The following is a 15,313-nucleotide window of genomic DNA, read 5'->3' on the forward strand; positions in this document are numbered from 1 at the left end:
CAGCGGAGGCATTCCCTCCAGCTAAGCGAGCTCCAGCGCTCTTGTCTGGAGTTGTTGCAAGAACGATGTCGTCTTTCAGGCCACTTGGCTGAGTTGCTCTTCCGCCTGTTCACGTTCCCAGAGGCGCCGGTAGGTGCCAGGTTGCTCCAACAGCGCGCTGTGGTGACCCTGTTGCACCAGGCGTCCTTCGTCCAACACCAAGATCCGATCACAGGCCGCCGCTGCTGAGAGCTGGTGGCTGATCATCAAGATCGTTCGGTCCTGTTGTGCTCGAATTGAGCTGAGAATCTCTGCGGCGGTGTTGTTATCGACGCTGGCCAGGGCGTCATCGAGAACCAGCAGCGGAGCCTGAACGAGCAAGGCTCGTCCGAGGGCCGTGCGTTGGCGCTGACCACCACTCAAGGTGATGCCGCGCTCTCCCACCAGGGTCTTGTAGCGATCCGGGAACCCCCGTACATCAGCGGCAAGCCGGGCCTGCTCGGCGGCTTGCTCCACCCGTGTTTGATCGGCTTCAGGGTCTCCATAGCGGAGGTTGTCAGCCAGGGTGGCGGTGAACAAATACCCCTCCTGGGGCACCAGGGCGACCTGTTGGCGCAGCCGCTCGAGCTCCAGCTCTGTGATGTCGGTCCCGTCGAGGTAAAGCTGCCCCTGGGGGACCTCCACCATCCGGCCCAGCGCCCTGGCCAGGGTTGTTTTGCCGCATCCCACGGGCCCGACGACGGCCACGAGTTCACCGGGGTTCAGGCTGAAGCTGACGTCCTCGAGGGTGTTTCGCTCTGCATCCGGATAGCGCAAGGTCAGACCTCGCGCTTCGATTCCTGCCGCTTGGCTGCCGGTCCGTCTGGGAATCGGGAGTGGAGCGGCGGGGGATTGGATACGCGGTGTGCGCCGCAACAGCTCTTCAACCCTCTCCAGGCTCACCTGACCGGTTTGAAAGGTGTTGAGGGTGAAGCCAAGGAGGGCGGTGGGAAAGACCAGGCGCTCGACATAAAGAATCAAGGCCACAAGGTCGCCGATGGAGAGTCGGCCGCTTTCAAGCTGTCCGCTGCCGAGGGCCAGCAGAAACAGCAGGCTGACCGAGGAAATGCCTTCCAGCAGCGGGAAAAGTGTGCTTCGGGTCCGGGCTAATTGCAGGGCGTCGTCGCGATAGCGCTTGTTACGCCTCTCGAAGGCGTCCCGCTCCGTGCGTTCCTGGCCATAGATCTTGATGGCGCTGATGCCCGAGAGGTCCTCTTGGATCAGATCGCTTAATTCCCCTAGGGCTTCCTGCTGCCGGCGTTGCTGGCGCATCATCCGGCCGCCGAATAGGCGAACAGTGATCAGCATCAAGGGGTAGAGCCCCACCGCGGCCAGACTCAAGAGCGGGTCGATGGCGAGCATCGCCGGCAGGGTCAGGGCATAGGCGAGGACTGTGTTCGTCAGGCTCAGGACGGCAAAACCCAGAAGGCGCCGGACGTTCTCAACGTCGCTGGTGGCCCGGCTGATGACTTCGCCACTACCGGTGCTCTGGACCCAACCGGGCTCCTGGCGGAGCATGTGGTCAAAGATCTTTTGCTTCAGTTGGGCCTCGACCTGCCGGCCCACCCCAAAGACCAGCATCCGTGAGAGCAGGCGGACGCCACCCATCAGGGTCGCGAGCACCACGATGATCCCGGCCATGCGCAGCACGGTGCCGTAGGTAAAACCGTCCTGGAGGTCGTCGATGACGGCCCGCACCATCAGCGGAATGGTGACGCTCAGGACGTTGACGACCACGAGCGCGGCGACGCCCAGAAGCACCGTGCGGCGATAGGGCCGCAGGTAGCGCAGGATCAGTCCGAAGCGGATCGCCGCCATGAATCCAGGCAAGGTCCCGCCAACCTAGGCAGCGACCCCAGAACAGCGTTGTTGAGCGATGCTGTTCCGGCGCTTCCTCCGTTAGGTCGATGGACGAGAACCAACAGGTACATCCTCTTTATGCAACCGAACGCGACCTGGTGGACCGGTTGCTAGCCACTGAGGCTCCCGTCGATGCCGATCTGGTGGAGCTCGGCCGCTTGTTGATGCGCTACGAGGGATTTCCCGGCGCCTCTGATCTTCAGGACGATCTGCACAAGACCTTGCGCCTCTGGGGCTTGAGCCTCGAACAGTTGCATCAGCGCACGCGAGCCATCTGGGCTGCCGGATACCGCCCAGGGGTCGAGGCTGCCCCGCAGGCCGTGGGCTCTGGTTTTGATACGTCCGATCAGGACAATCCCTGAACCTATTTCTTGCTAGAGACCAACCCTGATCACCCTTTTTGATGGCAGCCTCCCAGTCCTGGTCAGCTCTTCTCGATCAACTTCTGTGCGGTGAGTCCCTGCAGGGATCCCAGGCTCAGTCCCTGATGGAGGGTTGGCTCTCCGAGCAACTGGAGCCCGTGATGACGGGTGCTCTGCTGGCTGCCCTGCGGGCGAAGGGGGTCACGGGTGAAGAACTGGCGGCCATGGCCGAGGTCTTGCGGGCGGCTGCCCCTCTCCCCTGTGATCGCCCTGAGCTCCCTCTGGTGGATACCTGCGGCACCGGTGGGGATGGGGCCAACACCTTCAACATCTCCACCGCGGTTGCGTTTGTTGCTGCCGCCTGCGGCGCCCAGGTGGCCAAGCATGGAAATCGCAGTGCCAGTGGCAAGGTCGGCTCCGCCGATGTTCTCGAAGCGGTAGGGCTGAACCTCAAGGCTCCGACCCATCAGGTGGTTCAAGCCTTGAACGCCGCTGGAGTGACCTTTTTGTTTGCCCCTGGCTGGCATCCCGCCTTGGTGGGATTGGCGCCGCTTCGTCGGGCCCTAGGGGTACGGACGGTGTTCAACCTGTTGGGTCCCCTGGTCAACCCACTCCGCCCGGACTATCAAGTGCTGGGCGTCGGCGCTGCTGATCTCCTGGATCCCATGGCCGACGCTCTGGCTCGACTGGGATGTCGTCGTGCCGTCGTGGTCTACGGCCATGGCGGCCTGGATGAGGCCTCCCTTTCCGGTCCCAGTGAGTTGCGCCTGATTCGCGATGCTCGGGTGGAGCGCCAGCTGCTGGATCCCCAGTCTCTTGGGCTGAGCCTTGCTCCGATGGAGGCCCTCCAAGGTGGAGAACTCGAGGACAACGCCCGCATCCTTAACGCGGTCCTGCAGGGGCAGGGCACCCAGGCTCAACAGGATGTGGTGGCCCTCAATGCGGCCCTGGTGATTTGGGCGGCTGGCTTGGCTGAGTCCGTCCAGGCGGCCCTGCCACAAGCCCAGGCTGCGATGGTGAGCGGTAGTGCCTACGCAAGGCTGCGCAGCCTCAATCAGGCCCTGGCTTAGAACCCCCTTACGGGATGATGAAGGGATGAGCAGCTCACCGACTTCTCAACCAGCCCTCCTTGTGTTGGCTGATGGCCTGGTGTTGCGTGGTGAAGCCTTTGGCGCCAAGGCGACCGCCTTGGGCGAGGTGGTGTTTAACACCGGCATGACGGGCTATCAGGAGGTCATGACCGACCCCAGCTACGCCGGACAGTTGGTCACGTTTACCTACCCCGAGCTGGGGAACACCGGGGTGAACAGCAGCGATCAAGAGGCCGATGCCCCCCATGTGCGCGGTGTGATCGCCCGTCAGTTGGCCCCAAGGGAGAGCAACTGGCGCAGTGAAGGGAGCCTGGACGCCTGGTTGCAGCATCACTCTGTCGTCGGTATTTCCGGCATCGACACCCGTTCTCTGGTCCGCCATCTGCGCGAGGGTGGGGCCATGAATGGCGCCATCAGCACCGATGGCAGCACGCCACAGCAATTGTTGGAGCAAGTTCGGGCGATGCCGTCGATGGCGGGCCTGAACCTCGCCAAGGAGGTCTCAACCCCTGAGCCCTACAGCTGGACGTCCCTCTGTCCGGCGAGCTTCGATCAACGTCTGCAGGACAACCCGGCCACCCCTTACAGGGTCGTTGCGATCGATTTCGGGATCAAGCGGGCCATTCTCGAGCGACTCGTAGCCCATGGCTGTGATGTCACGGTCTTGCCAGCTGATGCCACCCCGGAGCAGGTGCTGGAGCGGCAGCCCGAAGGCGTCTTTCTCTCCAACGGTCCTGGTGATCCGTCGGCCGTGTCCAGTGGGATTGCCCTGGCGAAAGCTCTCGTCGCGCACGAGAATCTCCCCCTGTTTGGGATCTGCCTCGGACACCAGATTCTCGGACTGGCCCTGGGCGGAACCACCTTCAAGCTCGGGTACGGCCACCGCGGCCTGAACCACCCCTGCGGCACCACGGGCGTGGTGGAGATCACCAGCCAAAACCATGGCTTTGCTTTGGATGCCGACTCCCTCCCGGCTGATCAGATGGAAGTCACTCACTTGAATTTGAACGACCGTACCGTTGCGGCGTTTGCCCATCGCCAGAAGCCGATCTTCGGGGTTCAGTACCACCCAGAGGCCAGTCCGGGGCCCCACGATGCGGACCACCACTTCGGCCGCTTTGCAGCCTTGATGAGCGAGCGACGCGGCTGATCGATCGAACTTTGTTTCGGTCCTGCCCGTTTCGAAAACTCTCATTACACTGCGTTCGCCAGTGACGTCAGAGGTCAGCAGCCATCACTGATCTGCAGCGATTGACCGTCTCTCTACGCGGTGGTTTTGAACAGCAGGACGGTTGTCTTCTGTTCAGCTTCACCGGGCAGTTGGATGCCTACTCCGAGAAGCAATTTCTCGCCTTCATCAACGACCACCTCACCAGCACCCCCCAGCCGCTGGTGATTGACCTGAGCAAGATCGACTTCATCGATTCATCTGGTCTCGGTGCTCTCGTGCAGTTCGCCAAGCACTGCAACGACCAGAAGATCCAGTTTTTGGTGGTCGGTAACGCGAGGGTCGTCCAGACGGTGAAACTGGTAAGGCTTGAGGAGTTCCTCCATCTCCAGCCCGACCTCAACACTGCCCTCGGATCAATCGCAGCCTGATTCGTCCGCCTGGTTGATCCAGCTCCAACCGCCGGGATTGACCGGGGAGTTGGGTCCACTTCAACTCGCCTGGCTTGGTGATGCCGTCTGGGAGCTGCATCAGCGCATGCGCCGTTGCCGCCAAGCTGGGCGGAGCGCTGATCTGCACCGGGCCGTTGTCGCCGACGTCCGTGCCGATGCTCAAGCTGAAGCCTTGGATCGCCTGCAGCAGAAGGGGTTTCTCCTGGAGGAAGAACTGGAGTGGGTGCGGCGAGGCCGCAATAAGGCGGGCCGGGGGCCCCGCAAAGGCGAGGCCGGTGTTTATGGCAAGGCCACGGGATTTGAGACAATGGTGGGCTGGCTCTTTCTGCAGAACCCCAGCCGCCTTGCACAGCTGCTGGCAGAACTCGAGGACGCCGACTGATAACCCCTTTGCCTGACAACCATGAGCCCCCGTTTTGATCGTCGTAAAGACCAGCGTTCGGGTTCTGGCGGTGGAAAACCTCCCCGTGCCGGAGGCCGTTTTGGTGGTGAACGATCGGGTGCAGAGCGCCGCGGCGATCGTTTCGGCGGTGAGCGGTCGAGTGCCGACCGGGGTGGCGACCGCTTTGGAGGAGATCGCTTCGGTGGAGACGAGGCTGGTGGAGACCGTCCTGCTTACCGCTCAGGCGGCCGTCCTGGCGGTCGCCCAGCGGGCAGGCCCGGCGGCGGCCGACCTGGCTTCCGAGGCAGCTCCTCCCGTCCTTTCTCCCCCCGTGGTGAGTGGCGTCCCGATGGCGAAGACCGCGGTTCTGCCGGTCAGGGGCGTGAGCGGTTCTCCCGTTCAGAGGGACGGCCTGATAGCCGTGGCGATGCCTCCAGTCGCCCTGAGCGGCGTGGGGCTCGTCCCCAGGGTCGCCCGTTCTTGAAGGGCCGCGGTTCCGACCGCTTCCGTGATGCTGGCTCAGATTCTGGACGCGACGGTGGCCGCGATAGCGGTAGGGGCCGTTTTGCCGGACGTCGCGAGGATCCGCGCGGCGGTCGCAAACCGTTCTCCCGCGATCGCGATCAGGCCAAGCCGATTGCCGTTGAGGTTCCGGTCGGCGAAGCCGAACGGTTCAACGCCTATCCCGCCGATGACTTGATCTGGGGCCGCCACGCTGCCCAGGCAGCCCTGGAGAGCGGCCGTCCGGTGCATCGCATCTGGTGTACCCCTGAGATGCGCTTCCAGCCCCGCTTCCTTCAGTTGCTGCGCGAGGCCAAGTCTGGCGGGGTGTTGGTGGAGGAAGTCACCTGGTCACGCCTGGGCCAGCTGACCAATGGAGCGGTTCACCAGGGCATCGTCATGCAGGCCGCTGCGGCCGACACCCTGGACCTGGGCAGCCTGATCGACGGTTGTCGTGATCTGGGCGAACCGCCCCTGTTGATGGCCCTTGATGGCATCACTGATCCTCACAATCTCGGGGCGATCGTTCGCAGTGCTGAAGCCCTGGGGGCCCACGGCCTTGTCCTGCCCCAACGGCGTAGTGCGGGGCTGACCGGTTCGGTCGCCAAGGTGGCAGCGGGTGCTTTGGAGCACCTACCCGTGGCCCGTGTGGTCAATTTGAACCGAGCCCTCGACAGCCTCAAGAACGAGGGTTATCGCGTCATCGGTCTCGCCGGTGAGGGCAGCGTTGCCCTCAGTGAGGCTGATCTCGATGGTCCCTTGGTGGTGGTGACTGGCTCGGAAGGCGATGGCCTCTCGATGTTGACCCGCAAGCACTGCGATCAGCTGGTGCGGATCCCGATCCGGGGTGCAACCCCCAGCCTGAACGCCTCGGTGGCCACCGCGATGGTGCTCTACGAGGTCGCTCGCCGCAGTTGGATGCAGAAGATCTCCGGAGCCGCTCCTGCTCCTCGCATTGTGCGTCCGCAGATGCCCACGCCTCCTCCGCTGGAACTCCCCGAAGAGGACAGCACGGCCGTAGCCGAAGTGGCGATCAGCCCTGCCGAGGAGGTCCGGGCTGAACAGCTCGTGAACGATGTCATGGCTGAGTTCCAGGCTGATGCCCAACCCATGCCGGATCAGGGGGATGGGGCCGTTGAGCTTTCGGATGACTCCGCTGATGGGGCCGATCCCTCCGCGACGTTCTCCTCCGACATCAAGCTCTAATGCTGCGCTCTGCCGATCCGGAGCCACAATGGGTTGATCGCCATACGCCTGGATGACCCCCCTTCTTCGGCCTCTGCGCAGCATTGCCAACGGGTTTGGCATGGCTTGGTGGGCCCGGGTCGAAACCAGGCAGCCGGATGTGACCTACTGGTTTGGCCCCTACATCCGGCGCAGCAGCCTGGAGGCCGCCCTTCCTCCTTTCTTGGCTGATCTGCGCAGTGAAGGGGCAGCTGAGATCAACCATGCCCTGCTCAAGACCCGGCGGGCTGAACCCCTGACCATAGAGGCAGGGGGCTGAGGTCCTGAGGGACCCCGGGTTGGCTGATAGCGTCAACCCTTGGTTTGGACCTGGGTTTGATGGGTATCGCCGAGTGGCGCGACCAGCTCAAGAGTGGCGATGTCTCCGCGCGCGAGCTCACCGACCATCACCTCAGCCGGATTGAGGCGGTCGAACCCAGCGTCAACGCTTACACCGAGGTCACCGCAGAGCGGGCGCGGGCCGATGCCGACCGCATTGACGCCCTGAGGACCTCCGGAGCCGAGCTGCCCCCGTTGGCCGGTGTCCCGCTTGCAATCAAGGACAACCTCTGCACCCGGGGGATCCGTACGACCTGCTCCAGTCGGATGCTGGAGAACTTTGTTCCCCCCTACGAATCCACGGTGACCGAGCGCCTGTGGGGCGCGGGCGCGGTCTTGCTTGGCAAGACCAATCTCGATGAGTTCGCCATGGGCAGCTCCACCGAGACCTCGGTGTTCGGCCCTAGCCGTAACCCCTGGAACTCCGAGAAGGTTCCAGGGGGAAGCTCCGGTGGCAGTGCCGCTGCTGTTGCGGCCGGCGAGTGCGTGGGTGCTCTGGGTTCGGATACCGGTGGCTCCATTCGCCAGCCCGCCTCGTTCTGCGGCGTCGTCGGCTTGAAGCCCACCTATGGGCGCGTCAGCCGCTACGGCTTGGTTGCTTTCGCAAGCTCCCTGGATCAGGTGGGCCCCTTCGCCAACAGCGTCTCTGATGCGGCTGAGCTGCTTCAGGTCATTGCTGGTGAGGATCCTCGGGATTCCACCTGCTTGAAGGCACCTGTGCCCGACTATCGGGCTGCCTTGACCCAGCCCGTAGCCGGGTTGCGGGTCGGGATCGTGCGGGAGTGCTTTGAAGCGGAAGGTCTGCATCCTGAGGTCAAGGCCTCGGTGATGGCCGCCGCCGCCCAGCTGGAAGCCCTGGGCTGTGACCTCGTCGATGTCAGTTGCCCTCGCTTCAACGACGGCATTGCGACCTATTACGTGATTGCTCCGTCGGAGGCCTCAGCCAACCTGGCCCGCTACGACGGCGTGAAGTACGGCTATCGCGCAGAAGAGGCCGGCAGCCTGGCGGAAATGACGTCCCGCAGCCGGGCGGAAGGCTTTGGCGATGAGGTGAAGCGTCGAATTTTGATCGGCACCTACGCCCTCTCCGCCGGTTATGTCGATGCCTATTACAAGAAGGCCCAGCAGGTCCGCACCTTGATCCGCCGCGACTTTGACGCGGCCTTTGGCCAGGTCGATGTGCTTCTGACCCCCACCTCTCCAACCACTGCCTTTGGCTTTGGCGCCCATGCTGAAGACCCCCTGGCGATGTACCTGGCTGATCTGCTGACGATCCCCGCGAACATGGCTGGCTTGCCTGCAATCAGCCTTCCCTGTGGCTTCGATGGTTCGGGCCTGCCGATTGGTGTTCAGCTGATCACCGGCGTGCTCCAAGAGGAGCGCCTCCTGCAGGTGGCTTACCACTACGAGCAGGCCGCTCGCGTCATGGAGAAGCGTCCCCAGGCGTCCCTGGTTCCTTGATCGCTAGGGATGGGGTGTTGAGCTGAAGAACTGGCGAGCAAAGCCCTGAATCTGGTGTTGCCGGCTTAGCCTGGGCCCAGCCCTGGCCCCATTGTCTTCTTCCCGCTTGGCCTTCGTCCCCCTCCATAACCACAGCGATTACAGCCTTTTGGATGGGGCGAGTCAGCTGCCGGCCATGGTCAAGCGGGCGGAGGAGTTGGGCATGCCGGCGATTGCCCTGACGGACCACGGCGTCATGTATGGCGCCATTGAGCTGCTCAAGCTCTGCCGCGGCAGCTCGGTCAAGCCGATCATTGGCAACGAGATGTATGTCATCAATGGCTCCATTGATGACCCCAACCCACCGAAGAAAGAGCGCCGCTATCACCTGGTTGTTCTGGCCAAGAACGCCGTCGGCTATCGCAATCTGGTCAAGTTGACCAGCATCAGCCACCTGCGCGGCATGCGAGGTCGGGGCATCTTTTCAAGGGCCTGCATCGATAAACCAACCCTCGAGCGCTACAGCGAGGGTTTGATCATTGCCACCGCTTGTCTCGGCGGAGAGATTCCCCAGGCGATCTTGCGGGACCGACCAGACGTTGCTCGGGATGTGGCCCGCTGGTATCAGGGGGTCTTCGGTGACGATTTTTACCTCGAGATCCAAGACCATGGGTCCCCGGAAGATCGGATCGTCAATGTGGAGATGGCCAAGATCTCCAAAGAATTGGGGATCCCGTTGGTGGCGACCAACGACGCCCACTACCTCACCAGCAACGACGCCGAAGCCCATGACGCCCTGCTCTGCGTCCTGACCGGCAAGCTGGTCACCGACGAGAAGCGTCTTCGCTACACAGGCACCGAATTCATCAAAGGCGAGCAGGAAATGCTCGGGCTCTTCGCCGACCATCTCGAGCCTGAGGTCGTGGCCGAGGCTGTCGCCAACACGGCACTGGTCGCCGAAAAGGTTGAGGACTACGACATTCTTGGGCGCTACCAAATGCCCCGTTTCCCCATTCCTGAGGGACACACGCCGGTGAGTTACCTGCGTGAGGTCACCGAGCAGGGCCTGCGGGTGCGATTGGGTCTGCCCGAGGACAGCGGTTTCGAACCCACCTACGGGGAACGGCTTGACTTCGAGCTTCAGGTGATGGAGCAAATGGGCTTCCCGACCTACTTCCTGGTGGTCTGGGACTACATCCGATTTGCCCGTGACAACGGCATCCCCGTCGGCCCTGGTCGAGGCTCCGCCGCCGGTTCACTGGTGGCCTACGCCCTGGGCATCACCAACATTGATCCGGTCACGAACGGTCTGCTGTTCGAGCGCTTCTTGAATCCAGAGCGGAAGTCGATGCCTGATATCGACACGGACTTCTGCATCGAGCGACGTGGAGAGGTGATCGACTACGTCACCGAGCGCTACGGCGAAGACAAGGTCGCTCAGATCATCACCTTCAACAGGATGACCTCGAAGGCCGTCCTCAAGGATGTGGCCCGCGTGCTGGACATCCCCTACGGCGATGCCGATCGTCTCGCCAAGTTGATCCCGGTGGTGCGCGGAAAGCCCGCCAAGCTCAAGGAGATGATTGGCGAGGAATCACCAGCTCCTGAGTTCCGAGAGAAGTATCTCGGCGACCCCGCGGTGAAGCGTTGGGTCGACATGGCCATGCGCATCGAGGGCACCAACAAAACCTTTGGCGTCCATGCCGCCGGCGTTGTGATTGCCGCGGATCCCCTCGATGAAGTTGTGCCGTTGCAACGCAACAACGACGGTCAGGTGATCACCCAGTACTTCATGGAAGACGTGGAGTCGATGGGCCTTCTGAAGATGGACTTTCTGGGGTTGAAAAACCTCACGATGATCGACAAGACCGTCGATTTGGTTCACCAGAGTTCTGGAGTGAGCATCGATCCTGATGCCCTTCCGCTGGACGATCCAGGCACCTTTGGTCTCTTGGCCCGCGGAGATCTCGAAGGCATTTTCCAGTTGGAATCCAGTGGGATGCGACAGATCGTGCGCGACCTCAAACCCTCATCCCTTGAGGACATCTCATCGATCCTTGCCCTTTATCGACCCGGCCCGCTGGATGCTGGTTTGATCCCGAAATTCATCAACCGTAAGCACGGCCGTGAGGCGATTGATTTCGCACACGCCAAGTTGGAACCGATCCTGCAGGAGACCTACGGGATCATGGTGTACCAAGAGCAGATCATGAAGATCGCTCAGGATCTGGCTGGCTATTCGCTTGGAGAAGCAGATCTGCTGCGCCGGGCCATGGGCAAAAAGAAGGTGTCGGAGATGCAGAAGCACCGAGGCATCTTTGTGAAGGGGGCCAGTGACCGCGGCGTCGACGCCAAGATCGCCGATGAGCTATTCGATCAGATGGTGCTCTTCGCGGAGTACTGCTTCAACAAGAGCCATTCCACCGCCTACGGCGCGGTGACCTATCAGACCGCCTACCTCAAGGCTCACTATCCCGTGGCCTACATGGCGGCGCTGCTCACGGTGAATGCCGGCAGCACCGACAAAGTGCAGCGCTACATCTCCAATTGCAATGCGATGGGGATCGAGGTGATGCCCCCCGATGTGAATGCCTCTGGCATTGACTTCACCCCCGTCGGTGATCGCATCTTGTTCGGTCTCTCGGCTGTTCGAAACCTTGGGGATGGGGCGATTCGCGTCCTGTTAGAGGCCCGCACGAATGATGGTCCCTTCCAGTCTCTGGCTGATCTTTGCGACCGGATTCCAGGGACCACCTTGAACCGTCGCTCCCTTGAAGCGCTGATCCACTGCGGCGCCATGGATGCCCTCGAACCTGAGGCCAACCGGGCTCAGCTAATGGCAGACCTGGACTTGATCGTTGATTGGGCGGCCTCCAGGGCCCGTGATCGAGCCAGTGGTCAAGGCAACCTCTTTGATCTGTTTGCGGCTCCTGAAGCCAACGAAGCCGATGGATCCCAGGGGGGCGGCAACGATGTGAGCACCGCTCCAAAGGCGGCACCAGTGAAGGATTACCCCCCCACTGAGAAGCTGAGGCTTGAGAAGGAGTTGGTCGGTTTTTACCTCTCCGATCACCCCCTCAAGCAGCTCACCCGTCCTGTCCAGCTGCTTTCACCGGTGGGCCTCGGTGGTCTCGAGGAGCAAGCCGACAAGGCGAGGGTCAGTGTTGTGGGCATGGTTTCGGGACTGCGGCCAGTGACCACCAGAAAGGGTGACCGCATGGCCGTCCTTCAACTCGAGGATCTCAGCGGCAGTTGCGAAGCAGTCGTCTTTCCGAAGACCTATGCCCGCCTCTCGGATCACCTCATGGTCGATGCCCGCCTGTTGGTCTGGGCGTCCGTCGACCGGCGAGACGAGCAGGTTCAGCTGATCGTGGACGACTGTCGCGTGATCGATGAGCTGCAGTTTTTGGTGGTGGAACTGGATGGTCACCAGGCCAGTGACATTGCCATTCAGCACAAGCTGCGGGAATGCCTGAACCAGCACCGCACCGAAAAAGATGAGGGCGGCGTGCGGGTCCCCGTCGTGGCCATGGTCAAGGACCAAAGCCAAGTTCGTTATGTGCGCCTGGGCCACCAGTTCTGCGTGCGCGATAGCCGCGCCGCACTCAGCAGTCTGGAGGCGCAGGCCTTCCGAGCACGTCTCAGCTCGAAGCTGGTGGCCGCTTAACAGAGTTGCGCAGGCGGTTGATGTTGACGCCGACCTGCTCAAATCCCAGCAGGCTTCCTGCTGAGGTTTCCCAACTCGCTGACAAGACCCCGTAGCTCAATCCAACCAGTCCCAACAGGAAAAACCCCCCAGACGTCACCAGGGTGGCGACGGGGGGAATGTCCAACAGACCACGGCTCACCACCACATAACTGCCGATGAAGCTGCCCATACCCATCAAGGTGGGGAGCCCGGTGGCGATGGCCACACGTCGTGCCATGCGATTGGCGACGGCGGGTGGGATGGCCTGTGGGTTGGTCGGTGTGGAACGACCTTTGGTTGCTTTGGATTGGCTCGAGGGGACGCTTGGAGCAAGTCCGCCGCCACCTGTTTGTGGGCGGGAGCGGTTTTTCCCCTCCTTTGCCATCTCAGCCGCGGATGCCCAGCTTTTGGATCAGGTCGGTGTAGCGCTTCTCGCTGTTGCTGCGCAGGTAGCTGAGGAGGCGCTTGCGGCGACCGATCATCTTCAGCAGACCCTGGCGGGACGAGAAGTCATGGATGTTGCCTTGCAGGTGACCACTCAGCTTGCTGATGCGCTCGCTCAGCATCGCCACCTGAACTTCCACGGAACCGGTGTCGGTGCCATGGGTCTGGTGAGCGTTGATTAGTTCCTGCTTCTTGGTTGTGTCGAGCGACATGCGCGGCGTCTGGCCCTGACGGTGCAAACAACCAACTTACTGCCCCGTGGGGCAGACCACGCCTCAGGCTGCATCGCGGGAGAGGTAACGCAGGCTTTCACGTAGCCAGGCGTCACCGTCCTCACCCAACTCCTGGCTTTGCTGGCTGACGGCCCGCAGGGCCCGGTTGATCTCCAGTGCTTCGTAGCCCAGGGCCGCAAGGGTCAGCTGAACTTCCTCCCTGACGCCCTCCGCTGGACCCCCTACGCCGTCGCCGGCCTGAAGATCATCGGCTTGGCTCAACTGCAGGCTCTCGCCGTAGCGCTCCTGCAGCCGCGTTCGCAACTCCACTGAGAGCCGCTCTGCGGTGCGCTTGCCCACCCCGGGCGCCTGGCAGAGCTGACGCAGGTCGGCCTGCACAATCGCTCGCACCAGCTCTTCGCAACTCAGAAGACCGAGTAGCCCCAGGGCCATCTGCGGCCCAACGCCGCTGACGGCCACAAGCTCGCGGAATAGATCCCGCTCATGCCGCGCAGAGAAGCCGTAGAGCGTCCAGCTGTCCTCACGGATGACCTGGTGGATATGAAGGGTGGCTTCTGTGCCGTTCCCCCCGAGCTGATCCCAGTGCCTGCGGGGCATGTGGACTTCGTAGCCCACGCCTGAACAGACCAGCAGAACGGCGAATCGGTTGTTCAGATGCCAGCGATCGGCGAGTTGCCCTTGCAGCCAGCCGATCATGGGGAGACGCTTACTGCTGCCCATGCTGCCCGGTCTGACCACCCAGGCTGATCGCCTTGCACCACTTTCCCGCCTGTTGAGTTGGGGTTTCGCCCTGCTGTTGACGGCCGTACTGGGCCTGGGGCTCGGGGGATGTGTCGGTTCCGGGCAGCCGCCCCAAAAGGTGTTGCTCTCGGCTCTGGCACTCCAGATCGACCTGACCCAACGCTCGATCGCCGATGCCCTGACCTTGGATGCTGCTGGTCCGCCGCAGGTCAGTCGCGTTCGCGTGGAGTCCCAGGAGAGCCTTCCTATCGGTGGCGGCAAGGGCATCCATCTCAGTGGCCGTTTTGATTGGCGCCTCGCAGGGGACCCCATCCGTGTTGACAGCGCCTTTGACCTCTATCTGCAGCGGGGCGAGCGAGGCCAGAGTTGGCGCTTGGCTCGCCCCAGCGGCAGCGAAGACGGAGCAACCCAGGACTGGTTGACCTACCCCCTGCCCTTGAAGGGAGAACAGACCTAAGCGGACTTGCGTCGCTCGGGCTTCAGGCTCAAGAGCGTCGCGGTCAGCACCAGGATCGCTGCTGTGGTGGTGTCAGGGTCCAAGGGCTCCTGGAACAGGAGCCAGCCCCAAAGGGCCGCCAGCGGGACCTGTCCATAGCTCATGGCCGTCGCCCGTGCGGCCGGCATCCCAAGAAGTCCCTTCGTGATTCCGATCTGTCCCAGCTGCGTGAACAGACCCACACCAACCAGGGCTAAGAGTTCCCAGCTGCTTGGCCAAACCGGCTGCAGCAGGACCATGGGAGCGGTGAGCACCAATCCCACCAAGGGGAAATAAAAGACGATCACCAGCGGGTGCTCGGTGCGGCCGAGGGCGCGGACACTGACATAGGCGCAGGCGGATAGCAGCGCCCCCGCTAGTGCCAGCAAAACTCCCCCCAAGGGCAATGGCGAGGCCTGGACCCCGAGCCATGTGCTGCCGAATGGGCCAAGCATGCCCGTGAGCTCCATTGGGTTGCTGAGGATCACCACAGCCATCCAGCCCAGAAGAGCAGCGATCCAGACCTTGGCTCCCAGCCGTTCCTTCAAGAACAGCCAGGCCAGCAGTGCCGTGAAGGTGGGCTGCAGGTACTGAAGGACCGTGGCCGGTGCCAAGGGCAGTGTTGCCAGAGCCGCGAAGACGCAAAAGAGGGCTCCTGTGCCAATGGCTCCCCGCAGGATCAGCAGTCCTTTGCGCTGTCCCCAGGGATCCAGCCCCGCCTGCCGCAGCATCACCACACTGAGCAACAGGCTGATGGCGGAGCGGGCCATGACGACCTCGGCCACAGGAATCCGTCCGCCCAGTGCTTTGACGCAAACGCCCATCAGGCTGAAGCTCAGCGTGCTGGACAGCATCCACAGGCTGGCCCTGCCATCCTGGAGCGTCACTTGCGCCC

At 62.6% G+C, this 15,313-nt stretch carries 16 protein-coding genes; 11 read left to right on the forward strand and 5 right to left on the reverse strand.

All coding sequences use genetic code 11. The features are described from left to right. Nucleotides 1–75 precede the first annotated feature (75 nt). A complete protein-coding gene (locus MY494_RS01010; protein ID WP_247910885.1) occupies nt 76–1,836 on the reverse strand; it encodes an ABC transporter ATP-binding protein in 1,761 nt (586 codons plus the stop codon). 89 nt (nt 1,837–1,925) lie between these two features. Between MY494_RS01010 and MY494_RS01015 the strand changes: the two genes are divergently transcribed. The 10 genes from MY494_RS01015 (at nt 1,926) to MY494_RS01055 (ending at nt 12,504) form a co-directional block, all read left to right on the forward strand. Beyond that, entirely contained in the window at nt 1,926–2,240 is a 315-nt protein-coding gene (locus MY494_RS01015) for a DUF3288 family protein (protein ID WP_247910886.1), read from the forward strand. A 41-nt stretch (nt 2,241–2,281) separates the two neighbouring features. After that, entirely contained in the window at nt 2,282–3,310 is a 1,029-nt protein-coding gene (gene trpD, locus MY494_RS01020) for an anthranilate phosphoribosyltransferase (protein WP_247910887.1), read from the forward strand. Between the two features lie 25 nt (nt 3,311–3,335). Further along, nucleotides 3,336–4,481, forward strand: coding sequence for a glutamine-hydrolyzing carbamoyl-phosphate synthase small subunit (carA, locus tag MY494_RS01025; RefSeq protein ID WP_247910888.1), 1,146 nt, complete (start codon nt 3,336–3,338; stop codon nt 4,479–4,481). Nucleotides 4,482–4,582: 101 nt separating this feature from the next. Further along, nucleotides 4,583–4,930, forward strand: a complete 348-nt coding sequence (locus tag MY494_RS01030) for an STAS domain-containing protein (protein ID WP_247910889.1) — start codon at nt 4,583–4,585, stop codon at nt 4,928–4,930. A 13-nt stretch (nt 4,931–4,943) separates the two neighbouring features. Further along, the gene (locus tag MY494_RS01035; RefSeq protein ID WP_256463417.1) at nt 4,944–5,333 is read left to right on the forward strand and encodes a Mini-ribonuclease 3; all 390 of its coding nucleotides are present in this window, start codon (nt 4,944–4,946) and stop codon (nt 5,331–5,333) included. Between the two features lie 34 nt (nt 5,334–5,367). Next, nucleotides 5,368–5,817 (forward strand): hypothetical protein, encoded by a 450-nt coding sequence (locus MY494_RS13265; RefSeq protein WP_371820636.1) that lies wholly within the window; start codon nt 5,368–5,370, stop codon nt 5,815–5,817. Then, nucleotides 5,814–7,040, forward strand: coding sequence for a 23S rRNA (guanosine(2251)-2'-O)-methyltransferase RlmB (gene rlmB, locus MY494_RS01040; RefSeq protein ID WP_371820637.1), 1,227 nt, complete (start codon nt 5,814–5,816; stop codon nt 7,038–7,040). The genes MY494_RS13265 and rlmB overlap by 4 nt, the downstream gene beginning before the upstream one ends. Before the next feature lie 52 nt (nt 7,041–7,092). After that, the gene (locus tag MY494_RS01045) at nt 7,093–7,338 is read left to right on the forward strand and encodes a DUF1816 domain-containing protein (RefSeq protein WP_247910893.1); all 246 of its coding nucleotides are present in this window, start codon (nt 7,093–7,095) and stop codon (nt 7,336–7,338) included. 59 nt (nt 7,339–7,397) lie between these two features. Next, entirely contained in the window at nt 7,398–8,858 is a 1,461-nt protein-coding gene (gene gatA, locus MY494_RS01050) for an Asp-tRNA(Asn)/Glu-tRNA(Gln) amidotransferase subunit GatA (protein WP_247910894.1), read from the forward strand. Nucleotides 8,859–8,964: 106 nt separating this feature from the next. Beyond that, entirely contained in the window at nt 8,965–12,504 is a 3,540-nt protein-coding gene (locus MY494_RS01055; protein ID WP_247910895.1) for a DNA polymerase III subunit alpha, read from the forward strand. On the opposite strand, the gene MY494_RS01060 is transcribed toward MY494_RS01055, so the two are convergent. The 3 genes from MY494_RS01060 to ruvA all read right to left on the reverse strand — a co-directional run bounded on the left by MY494_RS01060 (nt 12,479) and on the right by ruvA (nt 13,898). Then, nucleotides 12,479–12,910, reverse strand: coding sequence for a PAM68 family protein (locus MY494_RS01060; RefSeq protein ID WP_247910896.1), 432 nt, complete (start codon nt 12,908–12,910; stop codon nt 12,479–12,481). The genes MY494_RS01055 and MY494_RS01060 overlap by 26 nt on opposite strands. A gap of 1 nt (nt 12,911) precedes the next feature. Next, nucleotides 12,912–13,181, reverse strand: coding sequence for a 30S ribosomal protein S15 (rpsO, locus tag MY494_RS01065; RefSeq protein WP_185187548.1), 270 nt, complete (start codon nt 13,179–13,181; stop codon nt 12,912–12,914). 63 nt (nt 13,182–13,244) lie between these two features. Further along, nucleotides 13,245–13,898: a Holliday junction branch migration protein RuvA gene (ruvA, locus tag MY494_RS01070; RefSeq protein WP_247910897.1), complete on the reverse strand. Its 654-nt coding sequence runs from the start codon at nt 13,896–13,898 to the stop codon at nt 13,245–13,247. A gap of 22 nt (nt 13,899–13,920) precedes the next feature. Between ruvA and MY494_RS01075 the strand changes: the two genes are divergently transcribed. Beyond that, entirely contained in the window at nt 13,921–14,400 is a 480-nt protein-coding gene (locus MY494_RS01075) for a hypothetical protein (protein WP_371820732.1), read from the forward strand. Here the strand turns inward: MY494_RS01075 and MY494_RS01080 are convergent. Then, the gene (locus MY494_RS01080; protein ID WP_247910899.1) at nt 14,397–15,272 is read right to left on the reverse strand and encodes a DMT family transporter; all 876 of its coding nucleotides are present in this window, start codon (nt 15,270–15,272) and stop codon (nt 14,397–14,399) included. The two genes, MY494_RS01075 and MY494_RS01080, sit on opposite strands and share 4 nt — an antisense overlap. Nucleotides 15,273–15,313: the final 41 nt, after the last annotated feature.

It is taken from the genome of Synechococcus sp. A10-1-5-1, from assembly GCF_023115425.1.
Lineage (GTDB): Bacteria > Cyanobacteriota > Cyanobacteriia > PCC-6307 > Cyanobiaceae > Vulcanococcus.

Coding starts and splice junctions, on each gene's coding strand:
- rpsO (WP_185187548.1), bottom strand. CDS start 13,181: ATGTCGCTCGACACAACCAAGAAGCAGGAACTAATCAACGCTCACCAG.
- ruvA (WP_247910897.1), bottom strand. CDS start 13,898: ATGATCGGCTGGCTGCAAGGGCAACTCGCCGATCGCTGGCATCTGAAC.
- MY494_RS01075 (WP_371820732.1), top strand. CDS start 13,921: ATGCTGCCCGGTCTGACCACCCAGGCTGATCGCCTTGCACCACTTTCC.
- MY494_RS01080 (WP_247910899.1), bottom strand. CDS start 15,272: ATGCTGTCCAGCACGCTGAGCTTCAGCCTGATGGGCGTTTGCGTCAAA.
- MY494_RS01060 (WP_247910896.1), bottom strand. CDS start 12,910: ATGGCAAAGGAGGGGAAAAACCGCTCCCGCCCACAAACAGGTGGCGGC.
- gatA (WP_247910894.1), top strand. CDS start 7,398: ATGGGTATCGCCGAGTGGCGCGACCAGCTCAAGAGTGGCGATGTCTCC.
- MY494_RS01010 (WP_247910885.1), bottom strand. CDS start 1,836: ATGGCGGCGATCCGCTTCGGACTGATCCTGCGCTACCTGCGGCCCTAT.
- carA (WP_247910888.1), top strand. CDS start 3,336: ATGAGCAGCTCACCGACTTCTCAACCAGCCCTCCTTGTGTTGGCTGAT.
- MY494_RS01045 (WP_247910893.1), top strand. CDS start 7,093: ATGACCCCCCTTCTTCGGCCTCTGCGCAGCATTGCCAACGGGTTTGGC.
- trpD (WP_247910887.1), top strand. CDS start 2,282: ATGGCAGCCTCCCAGTCCTGGTCAGCTCTTCTCGATCAACTTCTGTGC.
- MY494_RS01015 (WP_247910886.1), top strand. CDS start 1,926: ATGGACGAGAACCAACAGGTACATCCTCTTTATGCAACCGAACGCGAC.